General features: G+C 39.4%; 14 protein-coding genes and 1 pseudogene. 10 read left to right on the forward strand and 5 right to left on the reverse strand.

What is annotated here, in order from left to right; genetic code table 11:
* Positions 1 to 89: 89 nt before the first annotated feature.
* Positions 90 to 482 carry a hypothetical protein gene (locus KHQ79_RS21805; protein WP_225516936.1) on the forward strand — a complete coding sequence of 131 codons (393 nt, stop codon included), beginning with the start codon at positions 90 to 92 and terminating at the stop codon, positions 480 to 482.
* A gap of 273 nt (positions 483 to 755) precedes the next feature.
* Entirely contained in the window at positions 756 to 1,529 is a 774-nt protein-coding gene (locus tag KHQ79_RS21810) for an acetoin reductase (RefSeq protein ID WP_003241875.1), read from the forward strand.
* 222 nt (positions 1,530 to 1,751) lie between these two features.
* Here KHQ79_RS21810 and KHQ79_RS21815 read toward each other — a convergent pair whose 3' ends face one another.
* Positions 1,752 to 2,789, reverse strand: a complete 1,038-nt coding sequence (locus tag KHQ79_RS21815; protein ID WP_088112476.1) for a polysaccharide lyase family 1 protein — start codon at positions 2,787 to 2,789, stop codon at positions 1,752 to 1,754.
* Positions 2,790 to 2,962: 173 nt separating this feature from the next.
* Here KHQ79_RS21815 and KHQ79_RS21820 point away from each other — a divergent pair, with 173 nt between their 5' ends.
* Together KHQ79_RS21820 and exlX are read left to right on the forward strand one after the other, a co-directional pair.
* Positions 2,963 to 3,640 (forward strand): YoaK family protein, encoded by a 678-nt coding sequence (locus KHQ79_RS21820; protein ID WP_032732316.1) that lies wholly within the window; start codon positions 2,963 to 2,965, stop codon positions 3,638 to 3,640.
* Positions 3,641 to 3,904: 264 nt separating this feature from the next.
* Positions 3,905 to 4,603: an expansin ExlX gene (gene exlX / locus KHQ79_RS21825; RefSeq protein WP_060398757.1), complete on the forward strand. Its 699-nt coding sequence runs from the start codon at positions 3,905 to 3,907 to the stop codon at positions 4,601 to 4,603.
* 52 nt (positions 4,604 to 4,655) lie between these two features.
* Here the strand turns inward: exlX and hpaB are convergent, their stop codons facing one another.
* Entirely contained in the window at positions 4,656 to 6,107 is a 1,452-nt protein-coding gene (gene hpaB, locus KHQ79_RS21830; RefSeq protein ID WP_225516899.1) for a 4-hydroxyphenylacetate 3-monooxygenase, oxygenase component, read from the reverse strand.
* A 342-nt stretch (positions 6,108 to 6,449) separates the two neighbouring features.
* On the opposite strand from hpaB, the gene KHQ79_RS21835 reads away from it, so the two are divergent.
* The gene (locus KHQ79_RS21835; RefSeq protein ID WP_225516900.1) at positions 6,450 to 8,135 is read left to right on the forward strand and encodes a methyl-accepting chemotaxis protein; all 1,686 of its coding nucleotides are present in this window, start codon (positions 6,450 to 6,452) and stop codon (positions 8,133 to 8,135) included.
* 111 nt (positions 8,136 to 8,246) lie between these two features.
* Here the strand turns inward: KHQ79_RS21835 and KHQ79_RS21840 are convergent, their stop codons facing one another.
* Positions 8,247 to 8,540 (reverse strand): YozQ family protein, encoded by a 294-nt coding sequence (locus KHQ79_RS21840; protein ID WP_225516901.1) that lies wholly within the window; start codon positions 8,538 to 8,540, stop codon positions 8,247 to 8,249.
* 57 nt (positions 8,541 to 8,597) lie between these two features.
* Positions 8,598 to 8,720 (reverse strand): hypothetical protein, encoded by a 123-nt coding sequence (locus KHQ79_RS21845; RefSeq protein WP_003220370.1) that lies wholly within the window; start codon positions 8,718 to 8,720, stop codon positions 8,598 to 8,600.
* A gap of 248 nt (positions 8,721 to 8,968) precedes the next feature.
* Here KHQ79_RS21845 and KHQ79_RS21850 point away from each other — a divergent pair, with 248 nt between their 5' ends.
* From KHQ79_RS21850 to KHQ79_RS21870, 5 genes and pseudogenes are all read left to right on the forward strand, one after another.
* Positions 8,969 to 9,184, forward strand: coding sequence for a hypothetical protein (locus KHQ79_RS21850; protein ID WP_225516902.1), 216 nt, complete (start codon positions 8,969 to 8,971; stop codon positions 9,182 to 9,184).
* A 228-nt stretch (positions 9,185 to 9,412) separates the two neighbouring features.
* Positions 9,413 to 10,408, forward strand: coding sequence for a LacI family DNA-binding transcriptional regulator (locus tag KHQ79_RS21855; RefSeq protein ID WP_225516903.1), 996 nt, complete (start codon positions 9,413 to 9,415; stop codon positions 10,406 to 10,408).
* Positions 10,409 to 10,890: 482 nt separating this feature from the next.
* Positions 10,891 to 11,820, forward strand: coding sequence for a sugar phosphate isomerase/epimerase family protein (locus tag KHQ79_RS21860; RefSeq protein ID WP_225516904.1), 930 nt, complete (start codon positions 10,891 to 10,893; stop codon positions 11,818 to 11,820).
* Between the two features lie 17 nt (positions 11,821 to 11,837).
* Positions 11,838 to 13,003: pseudogene (locus KHQ79_RS21865) on the forward strand (Gfo/Idh/MocA family protein).
* Between the two features lie 39 nt (positions 13,004 to 13,042).
* Complete coding sequence (locus tag KHQ79_RS21870; protein ID WP_375294394.1) at positions 13,043 to 14,497, forward strand: sugar porter family MFS transporter; 1,455 nt, start codon at positions 13,043 to 13,045, stop codon at positions 14,495 to 14,497.
* A 69-nt stretch (positions 14,498 to 14,566) separates the two neighbouring features.
* Here the strand turns inward: KHQ79_RS21870 and KHQ79_RS21875 are convergent, their stop codons facing one another.
* Complete coding sequence (locus KHQ79_RS21875) at positions 14,567 to 14,887, reverse strand: hypothetical protein (protein ID WP_003241898.1); 321 nt, start codon at positions 14,885 to 14,887, stop codon at positions 14,567 to 14,569.
* Between the last annotated feature and the right edge of the window lie 101 nt (positions 14,888 to 14,988).

Below are 14,988 nucleotides of genomic sequence, written 5' to 3' on the forward strand. Positions count from 1 at the left end.
AAAGCTTCAGATTCCAATATATTGAAATAAAAAGGCTTGGGGGAATCTAAGTGAAAAAGTTCTTCACGTTAATCTTAGCTTTGTTTTTTATGACAATCAGTGCAGGGAATGCTTCAGCAGCTATTGTAAAAAATGAGGAAAAAGTAAGTTTTACGATGACAGAAAATCAAAAAGAGTTCATGATGTCCGATGATTCAAATCCAAATAGGTTTCCGTCTCAGTTCGGATACAGATTCACAATTTTTGATGCGGAAGGATGCAAAATTCATGCTAGACTGTTTCGCCTTTCTTTATCAGGAAATGAAATAACACTAAGTGAGAAAAATTTCACAGGCAACCATTTTGATTTCAGCGCAACTGATCAAACAGAAGCGATGCCGTACAAGAATCATTATTTAAAGTTAACGAAAGATCAGGGCTGTGGAGAAGTGAAAGTTAAAGGTTTATATGGTTATCAGTTTGATGAGTTATATGAATATTAATAAAAGATTGAACGTTAAGGCCGGTCTAATACTTGGCCTTTTTTTACGTGTCTAAAGATAAGATGAAAAGGACATTGATTGAAATGTTTTTTTCGCGTAGAAAAGCATGCCCGGCATAATTATCCCTCTGATATAGCAATTGGGGTGGGGAGCAAGTTCGGACGAATGATTTTAAATAAGAGCAAACCTAAGCAGTTTACATGATGTGGAGAAAAATTGATTTGTTAAAATAAATATATAGTCACGTTAACTCATTGCGAAAGGGGATTATTTATGTCCAAGACGGCGATAGTTACAGGTTCTGCAGGCGGATTAGGGAGAGGCATCGCAGAGAGACTATGTAAAGATGGTTTTCGTGTAGTGCTGCACGATATCAATGAAGCATTGCTAAATGAAACGCTTTCGGATTTTAAAGAGAAACACTTTCAGGTGATTGGTGTGAAAGGTGATGTATCAAAACGTGATGACCAATTCAATTTGGTTAAAGAAACAGTAGATCAGTTTGGCCGTTTAGATGTTTTTGTAAACAATGCGGGGATTGAAGCTGTTTCTCCATTTTTGGAAATCACAGAAGAACAACTGAATAGATTATTTCAGGTTAATGTGAATGGAGTTGTCTTTGGCACTCAAGCAGCCGCTGACCAGTTAATCAAACAAGAAACAAAGGGCAAAATCATTAACGCATGCAGTATAGCGGGTCACGAGTCATTTGAAATGCTGGGCACATATTCAGCGACGAAGCATGCGGTGAAGTCTTTTACACATTCAGCTGCTAAAGAGTTGGCGAAGTATAACATAACAGTGAATGCATATTGTCCCGGAGTCGCAAAAACAAAAATGTGGGACAGAATTGATGAAGAAATGGTGAAACATAGTGATGATTTGCAGCAAGGAGAAGCTTTTGAAAAATTTTCTTCGGAAATAGCCCTTAAAAGATATCAAACACCTGAGGACGTTGCTAATTTGGTATCATTCTTAGCTTCAGATGCTTCAGATTACATTACAGGTCAAGCCATATTAACTGATGGCGGTCTCGTTTATAGATGATAAAAATCAATATATTGAAACTTTATAATATGAATTCTTTTTACTTGTATCAAACTGGTATAATAAAAACCGTTGAGAAGTTATCGTGAAAAAGTCATAAAGAGGAGCAAAAGGAATTGTTTCAGTACCTTCATCCAATCTGATGGAGGGAACAAGACCGCTTAAAAATAGCCTATAAGTAAAAAAGAGGCTCGGCGTTATTTTACGCAGGCCTCTTTTGTGTCAGTAGCCAAATACCAGTGTTGTACTTTGTGATCCGGCGTATTTCGTGACAAATTCTTTTGTATACTGCGGCGTTTGGACACGGTAGCTGTAATTAGATCCGGGATTCCAGGAAGTCAGCGGAGAGGTTTGCTTGTTGAGAGACGGATAGCTGCCTGTATCCTTGAAATAACCAGTGCCCTTGTCATCAAGGATCCCGCCTTTTTCACTGCCTTTTCCAAAGTAATTATATTCGGAATATATTTTTGCTTTTGTGGCAATCGTAATCGCCTGGTTAAAGTTGTTGCTGTAATTGTTTTTAACATGAAAGTATCCGTATCTCATAAGACCCGGGCCTCTTACATACAGGTTCTCAAAATAATTGTTGGCGATTGTCATGTGGGGATAGCCGTCATATTGATGCTGCGAATCATCTGGGTATCCTAAAATCAAACCGTATTTATGATTCGCGAATTTTGAGTTGCTGATCGTGATATAATCTGCTGATTTTCCGATATACAGGAGCTTGTCCAAATCACTTCCGCTTGCACTATAGCTATGGCCTGAGAATGTGACGTGGTCAATCCAATAGTTGATGCCGGAATCTAAATAAAGCTGGATATCATTATTTCCATTAATCTGCGGACTGTGTTCAAAAGTCAGATTTTGAAAAATGACGTTTCCAGAGGCAGATGAAGTTGTTAAATAAATATTTTTTAGCGTTTTTTTCGCGTATGAGCCTACGAGTGTTTTATTTGAACCAATGGTGACTGTTGTTTTCGAAGATGCGGAAAGATCATTTTGAAGCACTAAAATTTTCGGAGTAGATCCTCCTAGATGGGTTTTTAAATCATTTACGCTTTGAATGTAAACAATCTGACCGTTTTTTCCGCCCGTTGTGCTCGCTTTAGAAATGCCTTTTTCATTTTTAGCATTTCCGGCAAATCCTAAAAGGCCATTCGTTGAGGTATTTGGAAAATCGACGGCGCCTAACGCTTTTCCAGGCAAAAGAACCAATAACAAACTGAACATGGCCAACCATAAACAAAATCGTTTCATCATAATATGCTCCCTTTCAATTTTAATAAATTTCCTCGTGGGGATTATTATTACAGTTAATGGAAAGGAATAATAGGTTCTATCTTCCTAAATTAAAGCCGGGTTATTTAAAAATATACGATCGCGTTTTAAAGACACACTTTTAATTGAAATAGGAAAGGATTGATACACCGTTGACTGCAGCAGCTTATCGAAACACCTTGCTTTCGCTTTTATGTTTAACAGCTGGAATTGTGGATGTAATCGGGTATTTAAGCTTGGGACATGTGTTCACAGCTAATATGACGGGAAACATTGTATTATTGGGGTTGGCTATCGGCAAATCCCTTCAGGTTACTGTTTTTAATTCTTTGACTGCGCTAATCGGATTTATATGCGGCGTGATTATTTCAACACTGATGGTCGGAAAGGCAGAAAATACCCTTTGGCCTTCTGCTGTGACAAAAGCGCTTGCACTTGAAGCATTCATTTTATTTGTTTTTGCTTGTCTTTCTTTTTATTCGTCTTTTGTTCCTGTATACATCCTTATTATTCTCTTGAGCATTTCCATGGGGATTCAAACAATAGCAGCAAAAAAGCTGGGGATCGCAGGTATTTCTTCAACTGTGTTGACCGGAACATTGGCTTCTCTGTTAGAGGATTTGTCCGGCCGTTTGTTTTTTAAAAAGCAGAAAAAGACATTTTTAAGAGATGCTGTGTTAAGAGCGCTGGCCATTATCTTATATTGTGTAGGGGCTATTATTGTGGCTTTAGCTGAGCCTGATTTTTATTACATCATCATTTGGGTTCCGATCGTGCTGATATTTGGCATCATGATGACAGCTAAGTTAAAACTGAGCGGGGAAAAATAATTTTTCCTGCTTGGCTGTTGTCAGGCTAAAAACTCGTTTTATTTCGGTTATTGCTATAGCTCAGCAAATAAAAACAAGTCATTCGGCGGATGAGCATACTCGTTCATTCGTATTGATTTTTTCATCAAACACTTCCTTGGATATATGTATGATAGAGAATCTGTCATAAAATATCTATGAATCTATTTCCTCTTTCAAACCAGATGGATTGAGTCTTACAATGATAATGATTCTCATTTAAAGTCTGGATTGAGGAGGGCATGTATGAAAAAGAAAATAAGTGCAGTTGTTGGCATGGTTTTGTTGATGATCCTTTGTTTTTCCCCGCAAGCTTCGGCAGCATTTGATGACCTGCATGAAGGCTATGCAACGTATACAGGGTCAGGTTATTCAGGAGGAGCTTTCCTGCTGGATCCCATTCCTTCTGATATGGAGATTACTGCAATAAATCCGGCAGATCTCAATTACGGAGGAGTGAAAGCGGCACTTGCAGGTTCTTATTTGGAAGTCCAAGGGCCAAAAGGAAAAACAATTGTCTACGTTACCGATCTATATCCTGAAGGCGCTCGGGGAGCGCTCGATCTGTCACCTAATGCCTTCCGTAAAATCGGCAATATCAAAGACGGAAAAATCAATATTAAATGGCGTGTTGTCAAAGCCCCAATCACGGGCAATTTCACGTACCGGATCAAAGAAGGCAGCAGCAGGTGGTGGGCTGCAATCCAAGTCAGAAATCACAAGTATCCTGTTATGAAAATGGAATATAATAAAGACGGAAAGTGGATCAACATGGAGAAAATGGACTATAACCATTTTGTCAGCACTAATTTAGGGACAGGCTCTCTCACAGTCAGAATCACTGACATCCGCGGAAAAGTTGTGAAAGACACGATTCCGAAGCTGCCTGAAAGCGGAACGTCCAATGCATATACAGTGCCGGGCCATGTACAGTTTCCTGAATAAAAAATACGAAACAGCGGACCTTTTCCCGCTGTTTTTTTAGTATGAATAGATATCAATCATCAACATCCGCATGTAAAAACGCTTTAATCATGTTCACTTGCTGCTGCTTTGGATAACTTGTATACAGTCTGCTTGAAATCCGAATAGGATCTCCGAAAAAGTATCTTTCGTAGTGAGTTTCCCTTGTTCCGAATGAACTCATTGTTAAATCCCAAGCCAAGCGGAAAATTTTCACACGTTCTTCAGCGTTTGTATTGGTTGCTTGGAGGTATCGATCAAGATCTTCCCGTATCTCTGAGTCAAACGCATTTTCTGTCGGCAGCGTCACCATTCCGCTAGCGCCAATTAACTGAATGATTTCAGTGAATCGAGGATATAGAGTAGGAATGATCGTACTGATGACTTGAAGAGGAATTAAACTGGGACGCATATAGCCGAATTCATCTAACTGAGCGTCATTTTCTGATTTCTCAATGAGTGCTTTGATGGTTTCCAACCCCACAATGATTTCAGAGAGTTTTTGTTGTATATGCTGATATTCAGAAACATTAATAGTGTCGACAAGAAGCTGTGCAACTCCTAATAGAAATTCAACCTTTATCATTTGCCTAATGACGACCTGATGAAAGGTAAAGGCATGAAAGGAGCTTTTTGTCATAAAATCGTTAGCTGCTTCAACATTATCATAAAAAAACACACGATTCCATGGCACTAGTACCTGATCAAAAACAACGATTGAATCCATTTCTTCATACCTTGAGCTTAAGGGATGATTAAAGGATGATTCGCTTAATACAAATGATTCTCTTGTGATGAATTTAACGCCTTTTGTATTAGATGGAATTGAAAAAGCAAAGGCTTCATCTGTTTCAAAGAAAAATTTAGGTGCCGAAAAAACCAGGATTTCATCCGTTAGCCCGCCTTGGGTTGCAAGCAGACGCGCGCCTTGTACAATTAATCCTTTTTCGGTCCTATCAATGACTTTAGCAGATATTGGTTTTTCGCTGGAGCCAAAATAGGACTGTGACCGGTTCACTTGGGGAGTAATGAATGTATGGGTAAAGGAAAGATCGTGTTTAGCAGCTTGTTTATACATGTCTAGTATATGTTCTGGAAAGCAATTTTCTTTATCTCTTAAAAGCTCTGCTGAGGATGCAAAGCTCATCATGACCGTATTCATATAATCCGGACTTCTCCCCATCATTCCGTGAGTATGTCTAGCCCAATGTTCAATCATGTTCCTTCTTTTTCTCAAATCACTCTTGGTTTTAGGCTGAAGATATGAGAGACCGATTGGGTCATGTTCTCCAGGAAGGCAATAAGTCATTTCATTTATTAACTCATCCTTCGTTTGCAAATCATAAAGCGAGCTTTTGGTTTTGATTATTCCTTTAAATGCAGGATGATCAGAAATGTTACCCTTTATTTTTTCGCCATCATACCATATTTCGTTTTGCAGTTTATTCAATCGGTCAATGAATTCTTTTCCATTGATGATCCCCATTTGACGTTTCGCTCCTTCAAATCATACTGCGTATTGTCATTATATTTTCGAAAGAACAGCCTGTTCAGCCAATTTGAGATAGGAAAAGCCTTTTTTAGTATGCCTTAATAGAAAAAGCGAAAAAGAGAAAAAGAGAAAAAGAGAAAAAGAGAAAAAGAGAAATTCAAATACTACGCAGACAAGTCAGCAAATTAAAGAATTGGCTTATTGACCGAGTAAGACATCACTATAAAATTTTATAAAACATGTCGATATTATTGTCATGGGCGTAAGCGAATTGCATGCCAACGCTTGAACTTTTTTATGTCAATCATTACATCGTGCAGAAAGGGAAAACGACACATGAAAGTGAAAACAAAATTGCTGGGGATTATATCAATATTAGTTGTTTCAATGATTGGAATTGGAGGCTCCTCTGTTTTTATGATTTCTTCTACTGTAAAAAAGAATGAAGAACTTAAAGACAAAATGGAATTCCAAAAAGAGATGAAGCAGATCCAATATCGATTGACCGGGTTATCAAATGATGAAAGAGGCTTCCTGATCACCGGAGACAAAGAATATGACGAGGGAATGAAGGAAAAAGCAGAAGATGTCTTAAAGAGCCTTGATCGGATCAATGGCTTGATTGATGAAGAGAAATATCAATCAAATATTGAAGACATTAAAACAAGTTTCACTCAGTATAGAGCTTTAAACCAGCAAGTATTAACAGCCTACTCTTCAGATCCTAAAAAAGCAGAAACCATCCATTTTGGAGAAGAAAGAACGTTAAGAAAAGACGTTGTAGATCCGGCTGTCGATAAACTGACAGATCGCCTGGATCAAGAGGTGGAGGATCTAAAAGGCGAAATACGCGGCAATGGGAAAATGAGTCAATGGTTCATCATCATTGTCACAGGGATATCAGCAATGGCAGGCATTGTTTTAAGCTTATTGCTGTTAAAGTCCATTATGGTTCCATTGAGAAGTATGAATAAGCAGCTGGAGGAAATTGCTCACGGAGAGGCTGATTTAACCAAAAAAGTCATTGTTAAAAATAAAGACGAATTTGGTCAGCTTGCTCAATCTTTCAATTCTTTTACCCAATCATTAACTCAAATTGTGAAGCAGATCAGCAGCTCATCTGAACAAGTCGCCGCATCTTCCGAAGAATTATCAGCAAGCGCGGAAGAATCGAAATCAACTTCTGAACAAATTTCTGGGGCAATGCAGATGGCTGCCGACAGCAATGTGAAGCAAAGCTTAATGACAGAAAAGAGTGCGGAATCTATTACTGAATTATTAGACAGTATATCATCTGTTGCTTCAAATACAGGTAACATAGCGGATCTTTCTTCTTCGATGAGAGACAAGGCTGAAATAGGGTCTAAATCCGTCAACAAAATGTTAGATCAGATGAAATTCATTGATACATCTGTAGATTCAGCCGGCAATGGATTGCAGGCATTGGTAGAGAGCACAGCTGAGATTAGCGATATTTCTTCACTGATCACAAATATTTCCGAGCAGACAAATTTATTAGCTCTGAATGCAGCGATCGAGGCGGCCAGAGCCGGAGAGCAAGGAAAAGGATTTGCTGTGGTGGCAGAAGAAGTTCGGAAATTAGCTGATGAAACGAATAAATCTGCAAACCACATCCAATCGGTGGTAACAACTATCCAAAATGAATCCATTGAAACGGTGAATAACATCAAGGTTGTTCAAGAAAATGTGAGCTCAGGTATTGTTCTTTCTCAAGAGACAACAGGAAATTTCAATGAAATACTGAACCTGGTGGAACAGGTCACTTCTCAAATACAAGAAGTGGCAGCGGCAACACAGCAGCTTACATCAGGCGTTGAAGTCATTCAGCATACAGTTCATACATTGGCCGCTGGTACAAAAGAAACATCAGCAAATACAGAAGCGGTTGCAAAATCTTCACAGGAGCAGCTTAATTCGATGGAGGAAATCTCCTATGCTGCAGAATCTCTATCCCAATTGGCGGAAGAACTTCAAACCGTCATTAATCGTTTTAAATTTTAATGTGGTTACATGACGTAAAAACCCCAACTTATTCGGTGGGGTTTTTACTAACCTTCCTGTGGTTGTTTCTAAAAACGGAGCTAACATGCTTTTAGCCTCGTTTTATAAAAACTAGTCCAAATTTTGATCGATTGTCCCTTCAAAATAGTCATCGCTGACTTGCTCATGAGTTTCAGCCAATCCTTTTTCCAATTGCGTGCTTCCTTTATAATCTGAGGGATTAAAATATCTTCCAGCCACATCCGTGGTGTCATTGATGTTTTCTTTATTATGAGCTTGGGTTTCAGCTTTTACATTCTCTGTATCATCACTTACATTTAAAGATTGCTGAAAATCATATTCCTTGTCTAATGAAGAAAATCTTTTGTAATCATCCGGTCTGTCTGCTCCATTTTTTTGAGTCACTTTTCTCACTCCAGACTATTGAAATTTTACTGTGTCTATGCCATTAAGGCCAAAAACTTATTTCGTTCTTTTTGGATCAGAACCATGTTTTTTAGGATCATCTACTTTAAAAGCAGTTTCAGTCTCATGGTCATTTCTTATTTGTTCAATACTTGAATTTTGAATTCCTTTTTTACTCATTGATGTCACCCCTTTACGAAAAGTGTTTAAATATCAACTCTTCTTATTCTGTCTGTTCGGCAGCTATTCATTCGCTTTTTTTCGTTGACTCTTCCCCATTAGGAAAAGAGCCAGTTATGCCAGGCGTGCATTTGATTTTTGAAACCTTTTGTTAGTACATTGCGTATATGAAGAGGCTGTATAGAACTGGGAACAAATTTGTTAAGGTGAGTAACATTCTTTCTTATCATAAAGGGGAGATATGGGAGATGAGTCTGGTGAAAAATGGAGATTCGATAAAGGTTGTATTTGTGTTTCAAAAAAACGAACAGATTGAAGAAGTTGAGCTTAACTCAGCGCAGCTGTCTGCTTTATTACACTCAAAACAGGTATGGATCGAAACATTCAGCCAGAACCTCAAAATTGAAAACACCGTTTGGTCTTACGGCAATCGTCATGTATCTTTGCAAGTTTACTTAAAATAGAAAATGATGTTTTGATTGAGAGGATTAGCAGCGATATTATTTGCTTAATGTGTCTTTAGCCGTTAATGGGTTAGATAGGGGCTGGACAAGATATTGCAATGCTTCATAAAGCTAAAAAAGATTATTGAAATCTTCACAGTTATCTTTACAATAGCCTATATAGAGCGCTTTCCAAATCGTGTATTTTTTTAGCTGGTTACTTGTATGGAGAAAGAGGTTTTTAGCAAAATGAAAACTACAATCTACGATGTTGCAGAAAAAGCCGGCGTGTCCATTTCAACAGTTTCAAAAGTGATCAATCATCAGCCGGTCGGGATAAAATCAAAACAAAAAGTGCTGGATGCCATGCAAGAGCTGAATTATAAGCCAAGTGTGCTCGCATCAGCATTAACAGGGAAACGGACTTCGACAATAGGATTTCTTTTACCTGATATAGCTAATCCTCTGATTGCAGAAATGGCACGGAGAGTAGAGGATCGGGCACACGAATATGGATTCAATGTCGTCATTTGCAGTACGGATTTCAAGTCAGAGAAGGAAGAGAGATACGTCTCATTATTAAGGCAGAAGCGTGTTGACGGGTTTATTTTAGCTGGGGGGTTTAGGAATAAACAGGTTATTCATGAGTTAATCAGCGATAACATTCCTGTTATCCTTCTTTCGGAATCACAGCCATACTCATCTCTTACAACGGTTACAGTTGATAATTTCTTGGGAGGGTATGAATTAACAGCATATTTAATTTCGCTTGGCCACTCAAGGATTGCGGTGATTGCAGAAGACAATGCAAGCAGCAGGGAACGAATTCGCGGATATTCACAGGCATTACAAGAGTCTGATCTTGATATTCACGAAGATCTGATTGTTGTAACAGATTCAACGGCCGAGTCTGCACAGTCTTTGGCCTCTTCATTATTACAATCTTCAAATCCGCCCACAGCTATGATTTGTTGTAATGATATCTTAGCAATTGGTGCGCTCCTTGCAGCAAGGGAGGAACATGTGTTGGTTCCTGAAGAACTTTCTATCACAGGCTTTGATAATACACTGATATCAAAAAGTAGTGATCCCCCTTTGACAACAGTTGAAGTGCCTGTGCAAAGCATGTGTTCACAGGCAGTGGATTTACTAATTGATGAAATAGAAGGAAAAGCCTCAGAAAAACAAAAAATTTTAGTATTGCCGAAATTAATTGTCCGAAAATCAACAAGCCGTTTTCATTAAAGATGTGTGTTCCAAATCAATATATTTGTTTAGCAGCTGGAAATTCCCCGCTGCTTTTTTTGTGTTTCACCATAGAATGACAAAAGGGAGGCAAAAAAAACTCAAAAAAACAATATTTATAGGTCGGAATATCCTTTTTTAAAGTTGAAGATGTATATATATTGGTATATTGTTGATTATTTTCTGAAAGGAATTTCAAAAAAACGTTTACAAAATATATTGAATATTATACAATCAACTCACAAAATATAAAGCGCTTTCTATATACAGGGATATAATTAGTAAAAAAGAAATCTATTTGCTTTTAAAAACGGAGTGTAAAGCGCTTTATATCATTTGTTTCCGGTTTTAGTTAAAGTGCACGATTAAGAAGAGAAGAGCAACTCGGAGAACCGAAATGAATGTACTTTTAAATCCAGTTAAAAGAAAGCGCTTTATTTTTTGGTTGCGATTCATAATTCATTTGATTAGAGGTGTCTTGGATGAGTATTCACATTGCTGGCGCGCCGTGCTGCTGGGGCGTTGACGATCCGAAAAATCCTTATCTTCCTCCATGGGAGAGAGTGCTGCAAGAAGCATCACAAGCTGGTTATAAAGGGATTGAGTTAGGTCCATACGGCTATATTCCGATGGATATCGAACGTGTCCAAGCAGAGCTTTTGAAAAACGATTTATCCATTATTGCCGGTACGATTTTTGATGATTTAGTATCAGAGTCGCACTTAGGAAATTTGCTGGAGCAAGTTGATGAGATTTGTTCTCTGATTACAAAACTACCTTTCTCTTTTCAGGATAAAGAGGAGCGCTTTCACTTTTCACCTCCTTATTTGGTCCTGATTGACTGGGGGCATGACGAAAGAGATTATAAGGCGGGGCATCCTGATCAAGCGAAACGGTTATCTAAAAAAGAATGGAACCGTATGATGTCTCATATTCGGACAATTGCGGAACGGGCGTGGAAGCAATATGGCGTACGAGCCGTCATCCATCCTCATGCAGGGGGATATATTGAATTCGAGGATGAGATTCAACAATTACTAAAAGATATACCATACGATATTGCGGGGCTTTGTCTTGATACAGGACATTTATATTATTCAAAGATGGATCCGGAACAATGGCTGCGGGACTATGCGGACCGTGTAGACTATATCCATTTTAAAGACATTGATGAACATGTTTATCAACAAGTAATGGGTGAGCATATCCGCTTTTTTGATGCTTGCGCAAAAGGAGTCATGTGTCCGATAGGCCAAGGAATTATTGATTATGAAGCGATTTACAAGTTGCTAAAAGACATTCACTATCACGGCTATATTACGATTGAGCAAGAACGTGATCCGAGAAACTCTGATACTAGTTTAAGAGATGTCAGTCAAAGCCTTGCCTATTTAAAAAATGTTGGTTACTAGTGAGGGAGGAATCAAAAATGATTAATGGTGAAAAAAGGTAGATAGACCGATACGCTGGGCAATGGTAGGAGGCGGCCGGGGAAGTCAAATTGGATACATTCATCGCTCGGCTGCCTTGCGTGATCATCACTTTCAGTTGGTTGCAGGGGCATTTGACATCAATCCGGAACGGGGAAAAGATTTTGGGATGAATCTTCATGTTACTCCGGAACGCTGCTACTTGGATTTCCAGCAAATGTTTGAAGAAGAAGCAAAACGAGAAGACGGTATTGAAGCTGTTTCTATCGCAACTCCAAACGGCACTCATTATGAAATTTGTAAGGCGGCCCTGAATGCCGGTTTGCATGTTGTATGTGAAAAGCCTCTTTGTTTCACGTTTGAAGAAGCAAAAGAGCTTGAGAATTTGGCAAAGAAAAAGAACAGAGTTGTCGGCATTACATATGGTTATTCTGGGCATCAAATGATTGAACAGGCGCGCCAGATGATCGCAAATGGAGAGTTGGGTGACATCAGAATTATTAATATGCAATTTGCACATGGTTTTCACTCAGATCCTGTAGAAATGAATAATCCAAGCACGAAATGGCGTGTAGACCCGAAATTTGCCGGTCCGAGCTACGTGTTAGGAGATTTAGGAACTCATCCGTTATTTTTATCGGAAATCATGCTTCCGGAACTGAAAATAAACAAACTGTTATGTACTCGCCAGAGCTTTGTAAAAAGCAGAGCGCCTCTTGAAGATAATGCTTATACGATTATGGAATACGATAATGGCGCGGTCGGCATGGTGTGGTCTTCTTGTGTAAATGCCGGATCAATGCATGGCCAGAAAATTCGTGTGATCGGTTCCAAAGCAAGTATTGAATGGTGGGATGAACAGCCTAACCAGCTGCGTTTTGAAATACAGGGAAAACCTGTACAGATTTTGGAGCGCGGAATGGGGTATTTATATCCGAAAGCATTACAAGATGACCGGATTGGAGCCGGCCATCCAGAAGGTCTGTTTGAAGCGTGGTCAAATCTTTATTCACGGTTTGCCGTAGCAATGGAGGCTGCAGATCAAGGGAAAGAATTGAATGACATGTGGTATCCAGGAATTGAAGCAGGTGTGGAAGGTGTACGCTGGGTGGAAAACTGCGTTCGATCCGCGGATAAAGGCGCAGTATGGGTGGACTATCAATAACATGTAGCGATTGTAAGTCCTTTTAAAAGGAGGGGAAAAATGGACCAGCGTGAAAAAATGGATACTGCAGGCGGAAATACCTCGTGTAAACATAAAAAATTTTTCCGCAAGATTACCATCATTTCTACATTCGGAGGCCTTCTCTTTGGTTATGACACAGGAGTAATCAATGGAGCGTTGCCTTTTATGGCACAAAGAGATCAGCTTGATCTAACACCCTTCACCGAAGGTCTCATCACAAGTTCCCTCCTTTTCGGAGCCGCATTTGGCTCCCTGGCTGGAGGACGGTTAGCAGATCGTATTGGCAGGCGAAAAACCATCTTAAATCTAGCTTTCTTGTTTTTTATTGCTACGATTGGTTGTTCGTTCGCACCAAACACATCTGTTATGATAATCTGCCGAAGTTTACTTGGTCTTGCAGTAGGGGCAGCTTCTGTCACGGTACCGGCCTTTTTAGCTGAAATGTCGCCAGCGGAACAGCGGGGCAAAACAATTACTCAGAACGATCTGATGATTATTTTAGGTCAGCTTCTTGCATTTACATGTAATGCAGTCATTGGTACATCAATGGGTGAATATGCGCACGTTTGGCGATTTATGCTTATCTTGGCAACACTGCCGGCCATTTTTCTGTGGTTCGGGATGCTTATTGTACCAGAGAGCCCGCGCTGGCTGGCATCGAAAGGGAAGGTGGGGGAGGCGTTCAGAGTTCTTAAGCATGTAAGGGTAGAAAATTGTGCCAAAGCTGAGCTGACTGAAATCAAAGCTTCAATCAATCGAGAGACTGAAATAAATCGGGCGACACTGAAAGACTTGTCAGTCCCATGGATTCGCCGACTTGTAGGTCTTGGAATAGGAATCGCTGTAGTGCAGCAAATAACCGGTGTTAACTCCATTATGTTCTATGGCACGCAAATTTTGCAGAAAGCTGGTTTTGCCAGAGACGCAGCACTTGTCGCAAACATTGGAAATGGCGTTATTTCAGTGATAGCCTGTACATTCGGCATCTGGATTGTAGGTAAAGTCGGGAGGCGGCCTCTTCTCCTTACAGGACTTGCAGGCACAACAGCTTCTATTTTGCTTATAGCGATTTGTTCCATCACACTTCAAGGAACTCCCGTGCTGCCGTTTATCGTGATTGGCCTGACAATTACGTTCCTGGCTTTTCAGCAGTCAGCGGTATCCGTGGTTACGTGGCTCATGATTTCAGAAATATTCCCGCTCAGATTGCGAGGGCTCGGAATGGGGATTTCAGTGTTTTTCCTTTGGATGATGAATTTTCTTATCGGCTTAACGTTTCCTGTGTTACTAGATCAATTGGGGATGTCGTCAACGTTCTTCGTCTTCGTTGTTCTGGGGGCTTCTGCGATTCTTTACGTGAAAAAGTATCTGCCGGAAACAAAAGATCGTACTCTAGAAGAGCTTGAAAACGACTTTAGAAGCAATCAAGGTGTTCGAAAAGCATCATCGGGCAAAGGAGAAATAAATATGTAAACGCTCTCTTTTATGATTAAAAAGGCGTTGCTTTTGAAGCAAGCCTTTCAAATGTTTTCCATTAAACAACTAGCAAATCCCGTTTTTCTTAATACTAACTTCATCCTGTTGCTTTTTGACTAATGCAAATATCCATTCTATTAAACTTTGTTTTTGCACATACTTTTTCCCGTTGATTTTAATGTAAGGCAGGTCTGTCATGTCTCCGGCTAACTGTTTTGCCTCAGTTGTCGTTATTCCTAAAAAATGTCCGATGTAAAAGTAAATATCTCGTTCTTTTATAAGCAAGGTATCACTTTTTTCATATGCTTTTGGATGGTTCATTTGCTTTAAGCCTTCACCGATAAAATAGCCAGCCAAAGCAATACCGATTCCTAAAAAAACGTCCATATGCATGCCTCCATTATGTCGATGTTATGTTATACGGGCTTGGCATACTCCGGGTTTCATTATCAACCAAAAAAAAACCGCCAGAACATGTTCTGGGCGGT

The organism is Bacillus sp. TSO22 (assembly GCF_020223595.1).
Classification (GTDB): domain Bacteria; phylum Bacillota; class Bacilli; order Bacillales; family Bacillaceae; genus Bacillus; species Bacillus inaquosorum.

Excerpts from the sequence above, each read along its gene's own strand:
- KHQ79_RS21845 (WP_003220370.1), bottom strand. The coding sequence starts at position 8,720 with ATGAGTAAAAAAGGAATTCAAAATTCAAGTATTGAACAAATAAGAAAT.
- KHQ79_RS21860 (WP_225516904.1), top strand. The coding sequence starts at position 10,891 with ATGAGTATTCACATTGCTGGCGCGCCGTGCTGCTGGGGCGTTGACGAT.
- hpaB (WP_225516899.1), bottom strand. The coding sequence starts at position 6,107 with ATGGGGATCATCAATGGAAAAGAATTCATTGACCGATTGAATAAACTG.
- KHQ79_RS21815 (WP_088112476.1), bottom strand. The coding sequence starts at position 2,789 with ATGAAACGATTTTGTTTATGGTTGGCCATGTTCAGTTTGTTATTGGTT.
- KHQ79_RS21870 (WP_375294394.1), top strand. The coding sequence starts at position 13,043 with ATGGACCAGCGTGAAAAAATGGATACTGCAGGCGGAAATACCTCGTGT.
- KHQ79_RS21855 (WP_225516903.1), top strand. The coding sequence starts at position 9,413 with ATGAAAACTACAATCTACGATGTTGCAGAAAAAGCCGGCGTGTCCATT.
- KHQ79_RS21810 (WP_003241875.1), top strand. The coding sequence starts at position 756 with ATGTCCAAGACGGCGATAGTTACAGGTTCTGCAGGCGGATTAGGGAGA.
- KHQ79_RS21835 (WP_225516900.1), top strand. The coding sequence starts at position 6,450 with ATGAAAGTGAAAACAAAATTGCTGGGGATTATATCAATATTAGTTGTT.
- exlX (WP_060398757.1), top strand. The coding sequence starts at position 3,905 with ATGAAAAAGAAAATAAGTGCAGTTGTTGGCATGGTTTTGTTGATGATC.
- KHQ79_RS21805 (WP_225516936.1), top strand. The coding sequence starts at position 90 with ATGACAATCAGTGCAGGGAATGCTTCAGCAGCTATTGTAAAAAATGAG.
- KHQ79_RS21875 (WP_003241898.1), bottom strand. The coding sequence starts at position 14,887 with ATGGACGTTTTTTTAGGAATCGGTATTGCTTTGGCTGGCTATTTTATC.
- KHQ79_RS21850 (WP_225516902.1), top strand. The coding sequence starts at position 8,969 with ATGAGTCTGGTGAAAAATGGAGATTCGATAAAGGTTGTATTTGTGTTT.